This window comes from Pseudomonas sp. WT-JTC (assembly GCF_056711565.1).
Genome location: NZ_CM160042.1, coordinates 6,324,006 through 6,339,606, shown reverse-complemented (window position 1 = coordinate 6,339,606; position 15,601 = coordinate 6,324,006). Strand labels below are relative to the sequence as shown.

General features: G+C 60.6%; 15 protein-coding genes. 11 read left to right on the top strand and 4 right to left on the bottom strand.

Annotated features, from left to right (window positions below):
• Window positions 1-197 precede the first annotated feature (197 nt).
• The 4 genes from AC06G5_RS28855 to AC06G5_RS28840 all read left to right on the top strand — a co-directional run bounded on the left by AC06G5_RS28855 (window position 198) and on the right by AC06G5_RS28840 (window position 4,512).
• Window positions 198-1,592: an FAD-binding oxidoreductase gene (locus tag AC06G5_RS28855; protein WP_043302073.1), complete on the top strand. Its 1,395-nt coding sequence runs from the start codon at window positions 198-200 to the stop codon at window positions 1,590-1,592.
• 37 nt (window positions 1,593-1,629) lie between these two features.
• A complete protein-coding gene (locus tag AC06G5_RS28850) occupies window positions 1,630-2,295 on the top strand; it encodes a fumarylacetoacetate hydrolase family protein (RefSeq protein WP_413421877.1) in 666 nt (221 codons plus the stop codon).
• Window positions 2,296-2,552: 257 nt separating this feature from the next.
• Window positions 2,553-3,479, top strand: coding sequence for an SdiA-regulated domain-containing protein (locus AC06G5_RS28845; protein ID WP_480458649.1), 927 nt, complete (start codon window positions 2,553-2,555; stop codon window positions 3,477-3,479).
• A 118-nt stretch (window positions 3,480-3,597) separates the two neighbouring features.
• On the top strand, window positions 3,598-4,512 hold the full coding sequence (locus tag AC06G5_RS28840) for an SdiA-regulated domain-containing protein (protein WP_413703842.1): 915 nt from the start codon (window positions 3,598-3,600) through the stop codon (window positions 4,510-4,512).
• Between the two features lie 141 nt (window positions 4,513-4,653).
• On the opposite strand, the gene rpiA is transcribed toward AC06G5_RS28840, so the two are convergent.
• A complete protein-coding gene (gene rpiA / locus AC06G5_RS28835; protein WP_413421871.1) occupies window positions 4,654-5,328 on the bottom strand; it encodes a ribose-5-phosphate isomerase RpiA in 675 nt (224 codons plus the stop codon).
• Between the two features lie 269 nt (window positions 5,329-5,597).
• On the opposite strand from rpiA, the gene ilvA reads away from it, so the two are divergent.
• The gene (gene ilvA, locus AC06G5_RS28830; protein ID WP_413421869.1) at window positions 5,598-7,112 is read left to right on the top strand and encodes a threonine ammonia-lyase, biosynthetic; all 1,515 of its coding nucleotides are present in this window, start codon (window positions 5,598-5,600) and stop codon (window positions 7,110-7,112) included.
• 39 nt (window positions 7,113-7,151) lie between these two features.
• A complete protein-coding gene (locus AC06G5_RS28825; protein WP_007976406.1) occupies window positions 7,152-7,577 on the top strand; it encodes a DUF2269 domain-containing protein in 426 nt (141 codons plus the stop codon).
• Window positions 7,578-7,683: 106 nt separating this feature from the next.
• Here the strand turns inward: AC06G5_RS28825 and AC06G5_RS28820 are convergent, their stop codons facing one another.
• Window positions 7,684-8,340 carry a histidinol-phosphatase gene (locus tag AC06G5_RS28820; RefSeq protein WP_413421867.1) on the bottom strand — a complete coding sequence of 219 codons (657 nt, stop codon included), beginning with the start codon at window positions 8,338-8,340 and terminating at the stop codon, window positions 7,684-7,686.
• Between the two features lie 143 nt (window positions 8,341-8,483).
• Between AC06G5_RS28820 and AC06G5_RS28815 the strand changes: the two genes are divergently transcribed.
• On the top strand, window positions 8,484-8,963 hold the full coding sequence (locus AC06G5_RS28815) for an RNA pyrophosphohydrolase (protein WP_003229203.1): 480 nt from the start codon (window positions 8,484-8,486) through the stop codon (window positions 8,961-8,963).
• A 22-nt stretch (window positions 8,964-8,985) separates the two neighbouring features.
• The gene (gene ptsP, locus AC06G5_RS28810; RefSeq protein ID WP_413421864.1) at window positions 8,986-11,265 is read left to right on the top strand and encodes a phosphoenolpyruvate--protein phosphotransferase; all 2,280 of its coding nucleotides are present in this window, start codon (window positions 8,986-8,988) and stop codon (window positions 11,263-11,265) included.
• A 91-nt stretch (window positions 11,266-11,356) separates the two neighbouring features.
• On the opposite strand, the gene AC06G5_RS28805 is transcribed toward ptsP, so the two are convergent.
• The gene (locus AC06G5_RS28805; protein ID WP_413421862.1) at window positions 11,357-12,103 is read right to left on the bottom strand and encodes an NRDE family protein; all 747 of its coding nucleotides are present in this window, start codon (window positions 12,101-12,103) and stop codon (window positions 11,357-11,359) included.
• Between the two features lie 133 nt (window positions 12,104-12,236).
• On the opposite strand from AC06G5_RS28805, the gene AC06G5_RS28800 reads away from it, so the two are divergent.
• From AC06G5_RS28800 to AC06G5_RS28790, 3 genes are all read left to right on the top strand, one after another.
• On the top strand, window positions 12,237-13,019 hold the full coding sequence (locus AC06G5_RS28800) for a sulfite exporter TauE/SafE family protein (protein ID WP_111285325.1): 783 nt from the start codon (window positions 12,237-12,239) through the stop codon (window positions 13,017-13,019).
• A 97-nt stretch (window positions 13,020-13,116) separates the two neighbouring features.
• A complete protein-coding gene (gene lgt / locus AC06G5_RS28795; RefSeq protein WP_413703843.1) occupies window positions 13,117-13,929 on the top strand; it encodes a prolipoprotein diacylglyceryl transferase in 813 nt (270 codons plus the stop codon).
• 48 nt (window positions 13,930-13,977) lie between these two features.
• The gene (locus AC06G5_RS28790) at window positions 13,978-14,949 is read left to right on the top strand and encodes a thymidylate synthase (protein ID WP_413421859.1); all 972 of its coding nucleotides are present in this window, start codon (window positions 13,978-13,980) and stop codon (window positions 14,947-14,949) included.
• A gap of 136 nt (window positions 14,950-15,085) precedes the next feature.
• Here AC06G5_RS28790 and cadR read toward each other — a convergent pair whose 3' ends face one another.
• Window positions 15,086-15,535 (bottom strand): Cd(II)/Pb(II)-responsive transcriptional regulator, encoded by a 450-nt coding sequence (gene cadR / locus AC06G5_RS28785; protein WP_111285329.1) that lies wholly within the window; start codon window positions 15,533-15,535, stop codon window positions 15,086-15,088.
• Window positions 15,536-15,601 lie beyond the last annotated feature (66 nt).

Sequence of the window (15,601 nt, the reverse complement as noted above, 5' to 3'; positions counted from 1 at the left end):
CCTGTATCCCGGAGAAAAATGGCAGGGAAGGGAGCAGCCCGGAGCTGACCCGCACGGCAGGAAAGCCGTCGCCGCAGAACAGCCGTTGGGCACTATGCTGCGGGGTCGGTATGCTAGCATATGCGCCCCGCTAAACACTCATTCCTGCGACGTGAAGCGTTCTCAGGATGACCATGAATTGTTCGAGAGTTCTGTCGATGACCAATCCTGCCCTGATTGATGAGCTGAAGACCCTGGTTGAGCCTGGCAAGGTGCTGACCGATGCCGACTCCCTGAATGCTTACGGAAAGGATTGGACCAAGCATTTCGCCCCGGCCCCGACCGCCATCGTGTTCCCCAAGACCACCGAGCAGGTCCAGGCCATTGTCCTGTGGGCCAATAAGCACAAGGTGGCGCTGGTGCCATCCGGCGGTCGCACCGGGCTGTCCGCCGCTGCCGTGGCGGCCAATGGCGAAGTGGTCGTGTCGTTCGACTACATGAACCAGATCCTCGACGTGAACCTCACTGACCGTACCGCCGTGTGTCAGCCGGGTGTGGTCACCGAGCAATTGCAGAACGTGGCCGAAGAAAAAGGCCTGTACTACCCGGTGGACTTCGCTTCGGCCGGTTCCAGCCAGATTGGCGGCAACATCGGCACCAATGCCGGCGGAATCAAGGTCATTCGCTACGGCATGACCCGTAACTGGGTCGCCGGCATGAAAGTCGTCACCGGCAAGGGCGATGTGCTGGAACTGAACCGCGACCTGATCAAGAACGCCACCGGCTACGACATGCGTCAGCTGTTCATCGGTGCCGAAGGCACCCTCGGGTTCGTGGTCGAAGCCACCATGCGTCTGGACCGCGCGCCGAAAAACCTTACCGCGATGGTCCTCGGCACCGCCGATTTCGACTCGATCATGCCGGTGCTACACGCCTTCCAGAGCAAGCTCGACCTGACCGCCTTCGAATTCTTCTCCGACAAGGCCCTGGCCAAAGTCATGGCTCGTGGCGATGTGCCGGCACCGTTCGAGTCCGACTGCCCGTTCTACGCACTGCTGGAATTCGAAGCGACCACCGAAGAAGTGGCCAACCACGCCCTGGAAACCTTCGAGCACTGCGTCGAGCAGGGCTGGGTACTGGACGGCGTGATGAGCCAGAGCGAAACCCAGTTGCAGAACCTGTGGAAGCTGCGCGAATACATCTCCGAAACCATTTCCCACTGGACGCCGTACAAGAACGACATCTCGGTCACTGTGTCGAAAGTCCCGGCGTTCCTGAAGGAAATCGACGCGATCGTCGGCGAACACTACCCGGACTTCGAAATCGTCTGGTTCGGCCACATCGGCGACGGCAACCTGCACCTGAACATCCTCAAGCCGGATAACCTGAGCAAGGATGAGTTCTTTGCCAAGTGCGCCACCGTCAACAAGTGGGTGTTCGAAACCGTCGAGAAATACAACGGTTCGATCTCCGCGGAGCATGGCGTGGGCATGACCAAGCGTGACTACTTGACCTACAGCCGTTCACCGGTTGAGATCGAGTACATGAAGGCCGTCAAGGCGGTGTTCGACCCGAACGGCATCATGAACCCGGGCAAGATCTTCGCTGTTTGATTTTCGAATTCAAGAGCTACGAACCAGGAGTCGGTCCATGAGCTATCAGCACCAGTATGTCGACGGTACGCGCATTCATTTCCCGCTAGGGAAAGTGGTGTGCATCGGCCGTAACTACGCGGAACACGCCAAGGAACTGGATAACCCGGTGCCGACCGAGCCACTGCTGTTCATCAAGCCGGGCAGCTGCGTGGTGCCGCTGGAAGGCGGCTTCAGCATTCCAACCGAGCGCGGTTCGGTGCATTACGAAGCGGAAATCGCGGTCTTGATCGGCAAGCCGTTGTCGACCAAGCCGAGTCGTGAAGAAGTGCTCGACGCCATCTCCGGTTTCGCTCCGGCCCTGGACCTGACCCTGCGCGACAAGCAGGCCGAGCTGAAATCCAAGGGTTTGCCTTGGGAAATCGCCAAGTCCTTCGACGGTGCGGCAGTGATTGCTCCGTTCGTGTCCGGCAGCACCTTTGCCGACCTGACCGACATCGGCATCCGCCTGACCATCAACGGTGAAGTGCGCCAGGACGGCAACAGCGGCGCAATGCTCAACCCGATCGTGCCGATGATCCAGCACATGGCCGGCTGCTTCTCGTTGCAGGCCGGGGACGTGATCCTCACCGGCACGCCAGTGGGCGTTGGTCCGCTGAATGTCGGAGATGAGATCGTTCTGGAGTTGCCGGGCGCCAGCCGGTTTACCAGCAGCGTTCGCTAGTTGTAACACCGCTGTATCCTGTGGGAGCGGGCTTGCTCGCGAAGAGGGAGTGACAGTCAACATAAGTGTTGCCTGACACACCGTTTTCGCGAGCAAGCCCGCTCCCACATTGGTTTTGTGGTGGCCTGTAAAAGGCTCATCCTGTCATTTCCCGTTTTTTTCACATCCTCTCTGGATAATTTCAGGGCTTTCGGCCTCTGAGCCGGCCGCAAATTGTGCTATTACCCCTAGCCTGAATTTCTGGAACGCATTCCCCAATGGCCACTCCACCGCTATCCACGCTTAAACCTGCCCGCCGCTCACGCTTCGCCCTGCGTTGGCAAATCTGGCTACTGCTGGTGGCCGTTGTCGCCTACGGCGTTGCATTTGCCATGCACTGGGATGCGCGGGGCGTGCTCTGGGTGAAAGAGCAATTCAAGAGCCCGGCCGAGCGTCAGGCCAGTATCTGGCTTCCGGACTACCGGGCGGTGATCGATGCCAAGCCGTTGCCGGGCATGGAGAAGGACGAGGCGTCGGACCTGGCCTATGACCCCCAGACCAAAACCCTGTTTTCGGTCATGGGCAAGAACCCGTTCCTGGTCGAATTGAACTTGCAGGGCGATGTGCTGCGCAAAATGCCGCTGGTGGGCTGGAGCAATCCTGAAGGCGTTACCGTGCTGGGTAACGGCCTGTTGGCGATTGTCGATGAACGCGATCACCTGATCACCATCGCCAAGGTCGATGCCGACACCCGCGAGCTGAACATCGTCGATTTCCCGAAATACGACCTGGGGCCTTCCAAAGACCAGAACAAGGCCTTCGAAGGTGTCACCTGGGATTCGCGTAATCAGCAGCTGGTGCTGGGCGAAGAGCGTCCGCCGGCATTGTTTGCCTGGAAAGGTGACGGCAAGGTCCTTACCGGTGACAAGCTGAAGCTGGCCAGCCATGCACTGGATATGCGCAACCTGTCGGCACTGGCCATCGACCCGCGGACCGGCCACATGCTGGTGCTGTCCGCCGATTCGCACCTGTTGCTGGAGCTGGACAAGAAGGGTGAACAGGTCAGTTTCATTACGCTGTTGCGTGGCTTCAATGGCCTGAAAAATACCATTCCGCGTGCCGAAGGCGTGACCATGGATGACGCGGGCACGCTGTACATGGTGAGTGAGCCGAACCTGTTTTATCGCTTCGAAAAACAGCACTGACGTTTACGATTTGCAGGATTGCCTGTGCTCGGTTGTAGAATCGGGTCCGCGGCCATTAAGCTTCAGTTCAGACAGGCGTGATATTTCATCCGCCTGTCTTGAACCCGAGCCCGCCCGAATGCATCGATTTGCCCGCCCCAAATCCCTGATTCTGATCCTGTCGGTGGTCTCGCTGATCGCGCTGATTGCGCTCGGTCAGTACCAGCGCCTGTTCGAACGCGCCTGGTTCAATCTGCACGTGCTGTGGCAGCCGGTGAGTTCCCGGTCCATGGGCCTTGACCAATATCAGGTCGTGACCGAAGCGCAGGTGATCGATAGCCAGGTTGACAACGTTTCAGCGTTGACCTACGACCCGGTGCGCAAAAGCCTGTTCACCGTTACCAACAAGCGAAGCGAGTTGATCGAGTTGTCCCTCGACGGCAGGATTTTGCGCCGTGTGGCACTGGTCGGTTTCGGCGATCCCGAGGCGGTGGAGTTCATCAGCGCCGACACCTACGTGGTCGCTGACGAAAGCCAGCAGCGTCTGATCAAGATTCATCTGGAGCAGGACACGACCTTCGTCGACGCGGCAGACGCCGAACAAGTGACCATCGGCGTAAACATGAGCAACAACAAGGGCTTCGAGGGGTTGGCGTACGACTCGGTGGGCAAGCGCCTGTTCGTGGCCAAGGAGCGCGACCCGATGCTGATCTACGAGGTACACGGCTTTCCGCGCTTCAACCCTGAAGAATCCTACTCGGTGCACGTGATCAATAACTCCAAGCGTGATGCCGGGTTGTTTGTACGAGACCTGTCGAGCCTGCAATACGACGAACGCAGCGGGCATTTGCTGGCGCTGTCGGATGAGTCGCGGTTGATTCTGGAGCTGGATGTGGATGGGCGTCCGCTGAGCACAATGTCATTGAGCAAGGGGAGCCAGGGTCTGCAGAAAAACGTGCCGCAAGGGGAGGGGATCGCCATGGGAGATGACGGTACGCTGTACCTGGTGAGTGAGCCGAACCTGTTTTACGTCTTCAAGAAACCACAGCCCTGAAAAGCAACGCATGACCCTGTGGGAGCGGGCTTGCTCGCGAAGGGGGCGTGTCAGTCGATAGAGATGTCAACTGACAGCCTGCATTCGCGAGCAAGTCGGATCGCCGCACCGCCGCTCCCACAGGTTTCATCTATCCACAAATTACTCAGCGCGCAGGGTCTTCACGCCTTCGCTTGTACCCAGCAGCAACAGATCCGCCGGACGTGCCGCGAACAAACCATTGGTGACCACGCCGACAATCGCGTTGATCTGCGTCTCCAGCTCCACCGGATTGGTGATCTGCATGTTGAACACGTCGAGGATGATGTTGCCGTTGTCGGTGACTACGCCTTCACGGTAGACCGGGTCGCCACCGAGCTTTACCAACTCACGGGCCACGTGACTGCGGGCCATTGGGATCACTTCCACCGGCAGCGGGAAGTTGCCGAGCACCGGCACCAGTTTGCTGGCGTCGGCGATGCAGATGAACGTCTTGGCCACGGCCGCGACAATCTTCTCGCGGGTCAGGGCAGCGCCGCCGCCCTTGATCAGGTTCAGGTGCTCGTCGCTCTCGTCAGCGCCGTCGACATAGAACTCCAGGTCGCTGACGGTGTTCAGTTCGTACACCGGAATCCCGTGGCCCTTGAGGCGCGCGGCGGTGGCTTCGGAACTGGCGACGGCGCCATCGAATGCGCCCTTGTGTCGGGCCAGGGCATCGATGAAGCAGTTGGCGGTGGAGCCGGTGCCGACCCCGACGATGCTCTTGTCGTCGAGTTTCGGAAGGATGAAGTCGACGGCGGCCTGAGCCACTGCCTGTTTGAGTTGATCCTGGGTCATGCGGGCTCCGAAGTGCCGAAGAGAGAACGAAAGGCCGGCATTATAGGCTTCGGGGCGGGGAAGGTCATTGCCCGATTGGCGGTTCGTGACCGTTCCCTGTAGGAGCGAGCTCGCTCGCGATGGACGTGAACGATAACGCGTAAAACCAGGTACCCCGCGGCGTCTTTGGGTTTCTCGCGAGCAAGCTCGCTCCTACAACAGGTGGTCGTGCGGACAAAAGCCGGGTTAGACTCCATGGTCCTGCCCAACCCGCTCAGTGATGCTTTCCGATGCTTGAACAGTACGTCAAAAAGATCCTCACCTCGCGCGTTTATGACGTTGCCGTAGAAACCCCGTTGCAGACTGCCCGCCAGCTCTCCGAGCGGCTGGGCAACAGCATCTGGCTCAAGCGCGAAGACTTGCAGCCGGTGTTCTCGTTCAAGATTCGCGGCGCCTACAACAAGTTGACCCAGTTGAGCGACGAAGAGCGCGCTCGCGGCGTGGTCACCGCGTCGGCGGGCAACCATGCGCAAGGCCTGGCACTGGCGGCGAAGGTGCTGGGTGTGAAAGCGACCATCGTCATGCCCAAGACCACCCCGGAGATCAAGGTCGAAGGCGTGCGTTCCCGCGGCGGCAAAGTGGTGCTGCATGGCGATTCGTTCCCGGAAGCCCTGGCCTACTCGCTGAAACTGGTCGACGAAAAAGGCTACGTCTACATTCACCCCTACGACGATCCCCACACCATTGCCGGGCAGGGCACCGTGGCGATGGAGATTCTGCGCCAGCACCCGCAACCATTGGATGCGATTTTCGTCCCGGTCGGCGGCGGTGGTCTGATCGCCGGCATCGCCGCGTACGTGAAGTACCTGCGCCCGGACATCAAGATCATCGGCGTCGAGCCGGACGACTCCAATTGCCTGCAAGCCGCCATGGCCGCCGGTGAGCGCGTGGTGTTGCCGACCGTGGGCCTCTTTGCCGACGGTGTTGCGGTGGCCCAGATCGGTCAGCACACCTTTGACATCTGTAAAGATCATGTCGATGAAGTGATCACCGTCAGCACCGACGAAATCTGTGCTGCCATCAAGGATATCTACGACGATACCCGTTCGATCACCGAACCTGCCGGCGCCTTGGGCGTGGCCGGGATCAAGAAGTATGTCGAGCAGCACGGTGTCAGCGGCCAGACCTTCGTGGCCATCGACTCCGGGGCCAACGTCAACTTCGATCGCCTGCGCCACGTCGCCGAGCGAGCGGAGCTGGGCGAGGGTCGTGAAGCCATCATCGCCGTGACCATTCCCGAAAAACCGGGCAGCTTCAAGGCGTTCTGCGAGGCTATCGGCAAGCGCCAGATCACCGAATTCAACTACCGCTACAACACCGGCAGCGAAGCGCACATCTTTGTCGGCGTACAGACCCACCCGGAAAACGACCCGCGCAGCGCACTGATCACCAGCCTGAGCGAGCAAGGTTTCCCGGTGCTGGACCTGACCGACAACGAACTGGCCAAGCTGCACATCCGCCACATGGTGGGCGGGCGTGCGGCGCATGTGGTCGATGAAGTGATCCTGCGTTTCGAATTCCCGGAGCGTCCGGGCGCGCTGTTCAACTTCCTCAACAAGCTCGGCGGGCGCTGGAATATCTCGATGTTCCACTACCGCAACCATGGCGCGGCGGATGGCCGGGTCGTCGCGGGCCTGCAAGTGCCCCACGACGAGCGCCACCTGGTGCCGGCGGCGCTGGAAGAAATCGGCTACCCGTACTGGGACGAAAGCGACAACCCGGCCTATCAGCTGTTTCTTGGCTAAAGGGCTACGCTGATGGGCAGGTCATAAGGAAATCGAACAATGGAAACGTTAACTGCCCTGAAAGCGGCGCACATGGTGGCCACTGTTGTATTGCTGGCTTGTGCGCTGGGTCTGGGAGTCTGGGTTTTGCTTGCGCGACGCAAGGGTGATGCGACGGCGGGAAGCCGCACCCTGCAGCGGCCACGTGTATTTGTCTGGCTGTTGATGGGGCTGGCGCTGCTGAGCATGCCGTTTACCGGCTGGTGGATGGTGCATCTGGTGGGCTGGCCGCTGGGGCAGACCTGGTTGCTGGCCTCCAGCGTGCTTTACACGGTGGCGGCACTGGCGTGGTTCTGGTTGCTGGTGCGACTGAACAAGCTGCGCAAGGCGCCGGGGGGCGTGGGTAAATTCACCTTTGCCCTGGCGTTGTTCAGCTTTGTCTGTTTTATCGCCATTGCCGGGTTGATGGGGGCCAAGCCTGTGTAGGAGCGAGCTTGCTCGCGAAAAACTCAAGATCGCCGCGGGGCATCAGGTGCCCCGCGTTATCGTTAACGACCATCGCGAGCAAGCTCGCTCCTACAGTAAGGCGATATCAGCCGCGCAGGCTGATCACCGGCCAGCCACGCTTCTCGGCCTCGGCCCGCAGGTTCGGATCCGGATCAACCGCCACCGGGTTGGTCACCTGCTCCAGCAACGGAAAATCATTCATCGAGTCGCTATAGAAGTAGCTGTCTTGCAGCGTAAACCCGGTTTCCTCCAGCCAGCGATTGAGCCTTGTCACCTTGCCTTCACGGAAGCACGGCACATCGGTGCTGCGCCCGGTGTAGCGGCCCTCGGCCATTTCGCACTCGGTGGCGATCAGGGTGTCGACGCCCAGACGCTCGGCAATGGGACCTGTGACGAAGCGGTTGGTCGCCGTGATGATCACCAGTTTGTCGCCGGCATCGCGGTGCTTCTTCAGCAGCTCAAGGCCCTTGGGCAGCACGATCGGTTCGATGCAGTCGCGCATGTAGTCGCTGTGCCACTGATCCAGCGTGGCCATTTCGGTGCGACCGAGGACTTCCAGGCAGAAGTTCAGGTAAGCAGCGTTATCCAGTTTGCCGGCCAGGTAATCCTGGTAGAACGCATCGTTGCGAGTCTTGTAGGCAACGGCGTCGAGAAGGCCGCGCTCGCACAGGTAATCGCCCCAGGCGTGATCGCTGTCACCGCCCAGAAGGGTGTTGTCCAAATCGAATAAAGCCAGGCGCATTGCAGTTACCCGCTGAAAAGTCAGTAAAAAGGCGACAAGAATACGGTCTTTTCACAAGAGTGCACATAAGGTAGGAACCTTCGTTGCCGCCTTCACGACCTTTGTGGAACAATGCGGCGACATGCGTTTGCGAGGTTGTTGCCGTGATCGACCCCGATGGATTTCGCCCCAATGTCGGGATCATTCTGACGAATGACGCCGGCCAGGTGCTATGGGCTCGCCGAATCAATCAGGATGCCTGGCAGTTTCCGCAGGGGGGAATCAACCCCGAAGAGACGCCGGAAGACGCCTTGTACCGCGAGTTGAACGAAGAAGTGGGCCTGGAGCGCGAAGATGTTGAAATTCTCGCCTGCACCCGGGGCTGGTTGCGCTATCGTTTGCCGCAACGTCTGGTACGTACCCACAGCCAACCGCTGTGCATCGGCCAGAAACAGAAATGGTTTCTCCTGCGCCTGATCTCCAACGAGCAGCGGGTGCGGATGGATTTGACCGGTAAACCGGAGTTCGATGGCTGGCGCTGGGTCAGCTATTGGTATCCGTTGGGCCAGGTGGTGACATTCAAGCGCGAGGTGTATCGACGCGCTCTCAAAGAGCTTGCCCCGCGCCTTTTAGCGCGCGACTGACGACGGAGTTCGACCCCGAGCCATGCTCAATACGCTGCGCAAGATCGTCCAGGAAGTTAACTCCGCCAAGGATCTCAAGGCGGCGTTGGGGATTATTGTGTTGCGCGTCAAAGAGGCCATGGGCAGCCAGGTCTGCTCGGTCTACCTGCTTGACCCCGAGACCAACCGTTTCGTGCTGATGGCCACCGAGGGCTTGAACAAGCGCTCGATCGGCAAGGTCAGCATGGCCCCCAATGAAGGTCTGGTCGGCCTGGTCGGCACGCGTGAAGAACCCCTGAACCTCGAAAACGCCGCGGATCACCCGCGCTACCGCTACTTCGCCGAAACCGGCGAGGAGCGCTACGCCTCGTTCCTCGGGGCGCCGATCATTCACCACCGCCGCGTCGTCGGCGTGTTGGTCATCCAGCAAAAAGAACGTCGTCAGTTCGATGAAGGTGAAGAAGCCTTCCTCGTGACCATGAGCGCGCAGCTCGCCGGCGTTATCGCCCACGCCGAAGCCACCGGTTCGATCCGTGGCCTCGGTCGTCAGGGCAAAGGCATCCAGGAAGCCAAGTTCATCGGCGTGCCGGGTTCGCCGGGTGCGGCGGTCGGCACCGCGGTGGTCATGCTGCCACCGGCGGACCTGGACGTGGTGCCCGACAAGAGCATCGCCGACATCGAAGCCGAGCTGGGGCTGTTCAAGACCGCTATCGAAGGCGTACGCGCCGACATGCGCGCGTTGTCCGCCAAGCTTGCCACGCAGTTGCGCCCGGAAGAGCGGGCCTTGTTCGACGTCTACCTGATGATGCTCGACGATGCCGCGCTGGGCAACGAAGTCACCACTGTGATCAAGACCGGCCAGTGGGCCCAGGGCGCGTTGCGCCAGGTGGTCACCGATCACGTCAACCGTTTCGAATTGATGGATGACGCTTACCTGCGCGAGCGTGCCTCGGACGTCAAGGATCTCGGTCGGCGCCTGCTGGCTTATTTGCAGGAAGAGCGCCAGCAAACCCTGGTCTACCCCGACAACACCATTCTGGTCAGCGAGGAACTGACGCCGGCAATGCTCGGCGAGGTTCCGGAAAGCAAGCTGGTGGGCCTGGTTTCGGTACTCGGTTCCGGCAACTCCCACGTCGCGATCCTGGCACGCGCCATGGGTATTCCGACGGTAATGGGCCTGGTCGATCTGCCGTATTCCAAAGTCGATGGCATCGACATGATCGTCGATGGGCACCGGGGCGAGGTCTATACAAACCCCAGCGACGTGCTGCGCAAGCAGTTCGCCGAAGTGGTCGAGGAAGAGAAACAGCTGGCCCTGGGGCTGGACGCGTTGCGCGATCTGCCGTGTATCACGGTCGATGGCTACCGCATGCCGCTGTGGGTCAACACCGGCTTGCTGGCCGACGTGGCGCGGGCGCAGAAGCGTGGTGCCGAAGGCGTCGGGCTGTACCGCACCGAAGTGCCGTTCATGATCAACCAGCGCTTCCCGAGCGAAAAGGAGCAATTGGCGATCTACCGCGAGCAGCTCGCCGCGTTCCACCCGCAACCGGTGACCATGCGCACCCTGGACATCGGCGGCGACAAGTCGCTGTCGTACTTCCCGATCAAGGAAGACAACCCGTTCCTCGGCTGGCGCGGCATTCGCGTCACCCTCGACCACCCGGAAATTTTCCTGGTGCAGACCCGGGCCATGCTCAAGGCCAGTGAAGGCCTGAACAACCTGCGGATTCTGCTGCCGATGATCTCCGGCACTCATGAGCTGGAAGAAGCCCTGCACCTGATCCACCGGGCCTGGGGCGAAGTGCGCGACGAAGGCTGCGACGTACCGATGCCGCCGGTTGGCGTGATGATCGAGATTCCGGCGGCGGTGTATCAGACCAAGGAACTGGCGCGGCAAGTGGACTTCCTTTCGGTCGGTTCCAACGACCTGACCCAGTACCTGTTGGCCGTGGACCGCAACAACCCGCGGGTGGCCGATCTTTACGACTACCTGCACCCGGCGGTGCTGCAAGCCTTGCAAACCGTAGTGCGCGACGCCCATGCCGAAGGCAAGCCGGTGAGCATCTGCGGCGAAATGGCCGGTGATCCGGCGGCGGCCGTGCTGTTGATGGCGATGGGTTTCGACAGCCTGTCGATGAACGCCACCAACTTGCCGAAGGTGAAGTGGATGCTGCGCCAAATCAACCTGAGCAAGGCCAAGGAGCTGCTGGCGGAGCTTATGACCATCGACAACCCGCAAGTGATTCACAGCTCGCTGCAGCTGGCGCTGAAGAACCTCGGGCTGGCGCGGATGATCAATCCGGCTGCGGTCAAGCCCCTCTAGATCTGCGGCGTGCCCTTCGCGAGCAAGCCCGCTCCCACACAACTGTGGGAGCGGGCTTGCTCGCGAAGGCGTCAGTGCCGGCAACACAAAACTAAAGCCTGATCTCCACTTCCCCCAGGTGCCCGCCATACGGCCCGAAACTGCGCTCGACCATATGCCGCGTCCCATCCGCCTGCACAATCAACGCCGTACTCGCCCGCGTTCCATAACTCTGGCTGGCAATGAACACGCTCGACAGCAACGTCTCGGTGGCCAGCCCCACTCCGGTATCCGGCAACTCGGCAAACGGCGCGGTCTGCGCATCGCTCAATAACGCCAGCAGCGCCTGAGGCTGCGGATCATCCAGCACTTCGCTCAATGCAGCCTTGGCCTTGAGTAACTTCGGCCAGGGCGTATCCAGCCCGGCATTGGATAAGCCGTAGACCCCCGGCTTCAGCATCACCGCGCTCGATTCCCGGGCGTTGAAGTGCCAGAGCTCGTGGGTGTTGCCAATCAGCAGGTTAAAACCACCATACTCCTTCGAATGGTCGACAACGTCGGCTAAATAGTCCTCAACTGGCAATTCCCCGGTGAGAAATCGCGCGACCAGCTCCCCGCGCGACTTGAGCCCTGGCGGTCGAAGGGGATCGCGGATGTTGGTCAGCGCTGCAAAACGTCCGTTGGCACCGATACCGAGCCAGGTGCCACCGGCCTCGAGGTCGCGCCCGGCATGTACGTGCGGCGCTTCAGGCCATGGCGCCAGAGGCAGGCTGGGGCGGGCGTAGAATTCATCGCGATTGGCCGCCACGACCAGCGGCTGGGCATGACCCGGGCGCCAGGCAAAAACGATCAGGCACATAAGGGAGTCCGTGTGTGTTTTTGCCCACTCTACGCAGACATCACTCATCGATCCATCGCCTTGCACAGTGGAGCTCAAGGCCATGCATCCGGTACCATGCCGCTCCGGTTTTGGGGATACGGGCGGGACAACCATGGAATTTCTGCTCTATCTGGCGCTCGGCGCCTGTGCAGGTGTACTCGCCGGGCTGTTTGGCGTGGGCGGCGGGATCATCATAGTCCCGGTGCTGGTGTTCAGCTTCAAGGCCCAAGGGTTCGATCCGTCGATCCTCACGCACCTGGCAGTGGGTACTTCCCTGGCGACGATCATCTTCACCTCGGTCAACGCAGTGCGTGAGCATCACCGCCGTCGCGCCGTGCTTTGGCCGATCTTCATGTGGATGACCGTCGGCATTCTGATCGGTGCCGGGTTCGGCGCCCTGACGGCGGAAGCGATTTCCGGCCCCAACCTGCAGAAACTCATTGGTGTATTCGCCCTGGTGATCGCCGCTCAGCTGGCGCTGGACGTCAAACCCAAGGCCAGCCGAACCGTGCCGGGCAAACTCGGTCTGACCCTGGCCGGCAGCGTGATTGGCTGGGCCTCGGCGATTTTCGGCATTGGCGGCGGTTCGTTGACCGTGCCGTTCCTGACCTGGCGCAGTGTGCCGATGCAGCAAGCCGTGGCCACTTCATCGGCCTGCGGTCTGCCGATTGCCCTGGCCAGTGCATTAAGTTTCATGATTCTGGGCTGGCACGATCCGTTGCTCCCGGCCCATAGTCTCGGTTTCATTTATTTGCCGGCATTGCTGGGCATTGCCCTGACCAGCATGGTGTTCGCCCGATTGGGCGCGCGACTGGCCCACCGATTGTCGCCGAAGTTGCTGAAAAGGCTGTTTGCCGCTTTGCTGTTCTGCGTTGGCCTGAACTTTCTAGTCTGAAGCATCTGCTCTGACGCACAGCGCAATCCTGGCTTAATCCTGAGGTGGCAGCGTCGCCCGGGAATTTTTAAGATTTGAACTCTAACGAGGAGTCGCAATGCTGCCTTACCCGCAGATCGACCCGGTGGCCCTGGCCATCGGTCCGCTGAAAATCCACTGGTACGGTCTGATGTACCTGATCGGCATCGGCGGCGCCTGGCTGCTGGCGTCCCGCCGCTTGAACCGCTTCGACCCGACCTGGACCAAGGAGAAACTCTCCGACATGGTGTTCTGGATGTCGATGGGGGTGATCGTCGGCGGGCGATTGGGTTATGTGCTGTTCTACGATCTGCATGCCTACCTCGCCAACCCGACGCTGATTTTCGAAGTGTGGAAGGGCGGCATGTCGTTCCACGGTGGTTTCATCGGTGTGATGCTGGCGGCGTTGTGGTTCGGCAGGAAGAACAACAAGTCGTTCTTCCAGCTGATGGATTTCGTCGCGCCGATGGTGCCGATTGGCCTGGGTGCCGGGCGTATCGGCAACTTCATCAATGCCGAGCTGTGGGGCAAGCCGACCGACGTGCCGTGGGCGATGATCTTCCCGCCGTTCAGCGACCCGTCGCAGCTGCCGCGTCACCCCTCGCAGCTGTACCAGTTCGCCCTCGAAGGCGTGGCGCTGTTCCTGATCCTCTGGCTGTTCTCGCGCAAACCGCGGCCGACCATGGCGGTGTCCGGGATGTTCGCGCTGTTCTATGGCATCTTCCGTTTCATCGTCGAGTTCGTCCGTGTACCGGACGCGCAACTGGGCTATCTGGCCTGGAACTGGCTGACCATGGGTCAGGTGCTGTGCGTGCCGATGATCGTCGGCGGTCTGTTGCTGATCTGGCTGGCGTATCACCGCGCCCCGGCATCTCCAGCAGCAGCCGTATAAATTCGAACCCCGCAGCGATGGCTGCGGGTTCAAGGAAACAGGTAACTCATGAAGCAATATCTCGAACTGGTCGCCCACGTCATCAAGAACGGCACCAAACAGGCCAACCGTACCGGCGTGAACACCATCAGTTTTCCTGGCGCGATGCTGCGATATGACCTGCAGGAAGGCTTTCCGGCGATCACCACGCGCAAAATGGCGTTCAAATCGGCCGTCGGCGAAATGTGCGGATTCCTGCGTGGCGTGAACAACGCCGCCGAATTCCGCGCCCTGGGTTGCAAGGTCTGGGACCAGAACGCCAACGAAAACGCCCAGTGGCTGGCCAACCCGTTCCGTCAGGGCGAAGACGACCTCGGCGAAATCTACGGCGTGCAATGGCGAAAATGGCCGGCGTACAAGCAGATCCCGCTCAGCAACCCGGCCGCCATCGAGCAGACCCTGAAGCAAGGCTATCGCCAGATCGCTGAAGGCGAAGAAAACGGCCAGGCCTACGTGGTGCTGTACAAGGCCATCGACCAGGTCCGCCAGTGCGTCGATACCATCATCAAGGACCCGGGCAGCCGTCGCATCCTGTTCCACGGCTGGAACTGCGCCCAGCTTGATGAAATGGCCCTGCCGCCGTGCCACCTGCTGTACCAGTTCCACCCGAATGTCGAGACCAAGGAGATTTCCCTGACGCTCTACATCCGCTCCAACGACCTGGGCCTTGGCACGCCGTTCAACCTCACCGAAGGTGCAGCGCTGCTGAGCCTGATCGGTCGCCTGACGGGCTACACGCCGCGCTGGTTCACCTATTTCATCGGTGATGCCCACGTCTACGAAAACCACCTGGACATGCTCAACGAACAGCTCAAGCGCGAGCCGTTCCCGATGCCGAAACTGGTGATTTCCGAGCGTGTGCCGGAGTTTGCCAAGACGGGCGTGTATCAGCCGCAATGGCTGGAGCTGGTGGAGCCGAGCGATTTTTCGCTGGAAGGCTACGAACACCACGCGCCAATGACCGCGCCGATGGCGGTCTGACGCTTCACGCTATCCCCCTTGTAGGAGCGAGCTTGCTCGCGATGGACGTTAACGATGACGCGTATTGTCTGACGACCCACGTCGCCCTTGAGTTCATCGCGAGCATGCTCGCTCCTACAGAGGGAGGGTGGTGTTCTCAATGGCCGTGACTGCGGCCTACATGGGAATGCTCAACCTCCGTCGCCACAACCCCGCCGCTTACTTCCAGCCGCTGCAAAATCCCGCATTGATCGACACCCGGCCGCTCGCCGCAGCGTTGGCGCAGGTCGAGCAGTTGTGTCTGCAAGGCCAGCAAGCCGTCGATCCGCGCCTTGACGTGATGGATGTGCTCGTCGATCAGCGCGTTGACGCTTTCGCACTGGTCCTGCGGACTGTCGCGAAACGCCAGCAGGCTGCGGATTTCTTCGAGCGTCATGTCTAGGGTGCGACAGTTGCGGATGAACGTCAGGCGCTCGGCGTGGGCCTGGGTATAGACGCGATAATTACCGTCACTGCGGGCTGGTTCCGGCAGCAGGTTCTCGCGCTCGTAGTAGCGGATCGTCTCCACGGCGCAGTCCGTGAGTTTCGCCAATTCTCCAATTTTCATGACGCCAATCTCCAAAACTCCAGAAAGGGTGCTTGACCCTATAGTGGCTACAGGGTCTTTACTTGG

What these genes read in the sequence shown, in the direction of transcription:
- AC06G5_RS28840 (WP_413703842.1), top strand. Translation starts at nt 3,598, where the DNA reads ATGCATCGATTTGCCCGCCCCAAATCCCTGATTCTGATCCTGTCGGTG.
- lgt (WP_413703843.1), top strand. Translation starts at nt 13,117, where the DNA reads ATGCTGCCTTACCCGCAGATCGACCCGGTGGCCCTGGCCATCGGTCCG.
- AC06G5_RS28820 (WP_413421867.1), bottom strand. Translation starts at nt 8,340, where the DNA reads ATGCGCCTGGCTTTATTCGATTTGGACAACACCCTTCTGGGCGGTGAC.
- AC06G5_RS28825 (WP_007976406.1), top strand. Translation starts at nt 7,152, where the DNA reads ATGGAAACGTTAACTGCCCTGAAAGCGGCGCACATGGTGGCCACTGTT.
- rpiA (WP_413421871.1), bottom strand. Translation starts at nt 5,328, where the DNA reads ATGACCCAGGATCAACTCAAACAGGCAGTGGCTCAGGCCGCCGTCGAC.
- AC06G5_RS28855 (WP_043302073.1), top strand. Translation starts at nt 198, where the DNA reads ATGACCAATCCTGCCCTGATTGATGAGCTGAAGACCCTGGTTGAGCCT.
- AC06G5_RS28845 (WP_480458649.1), top strand. Translation starts at nt 2,553, where the DNA reads ATGGCCACTCCACCGCTATCCACGCTTAAACCTGCCCGCCGCTCACGC.
- ilvA (WP_413421869.1), top strand. Translation starts at nt 5,598, where the DNA reads ATGCTTGAACAGTACGTCAAAAAGATCCTCACCTCGCGCGTTTATGAC.
- AC06G5_RS28800 (WP_111285325.1), top strand. Translation starts at nt 12,237, where the DNA reads ATGGAATTTCTGCTCTATCTGGCGCTCGGCGCCTGTGCAGGTGTACTC.
- cadR (WP_111285329.1), bottom strand. Translation starts at nt 15,535, where the DNA reads ATGAAAATTGGAGAATTGGCGAAACTCACGGACTGCGCCGTGGAGACG.
- AC06G5_RS28850 (WP_413421877.1), top strand. Translation starts at nt 1,630, where the DNA reads ATGAGCTATCAGCACCAGTATGTCGACGGTACGCGCATTCATTTCCCG.
- AC06G5_RS28790 (WP_413421859.1), top strand. Translation starts at nt 13,978, where the DNA reads ATGAAGCAATATCTCGAACTGGTCGCCCACGTCATCAAGAACGGCACC.
- ptsP (WP_413421864.1), top strand. Translation starts at nt 8,986, where the DNA reads ATGCTCAATACGCTGCGCAAGATCGTCCAGGAAGTTAACTCCGCCAAG.
- AC06G5_RS28805 (WP_413421862.1), bottom strand. Translation starts at nt 12,103, where the DNA reads ATGTGCCTGATCGTTTTTGCCTGGCGCCCGGGTCATGCCCAGCCGCTG.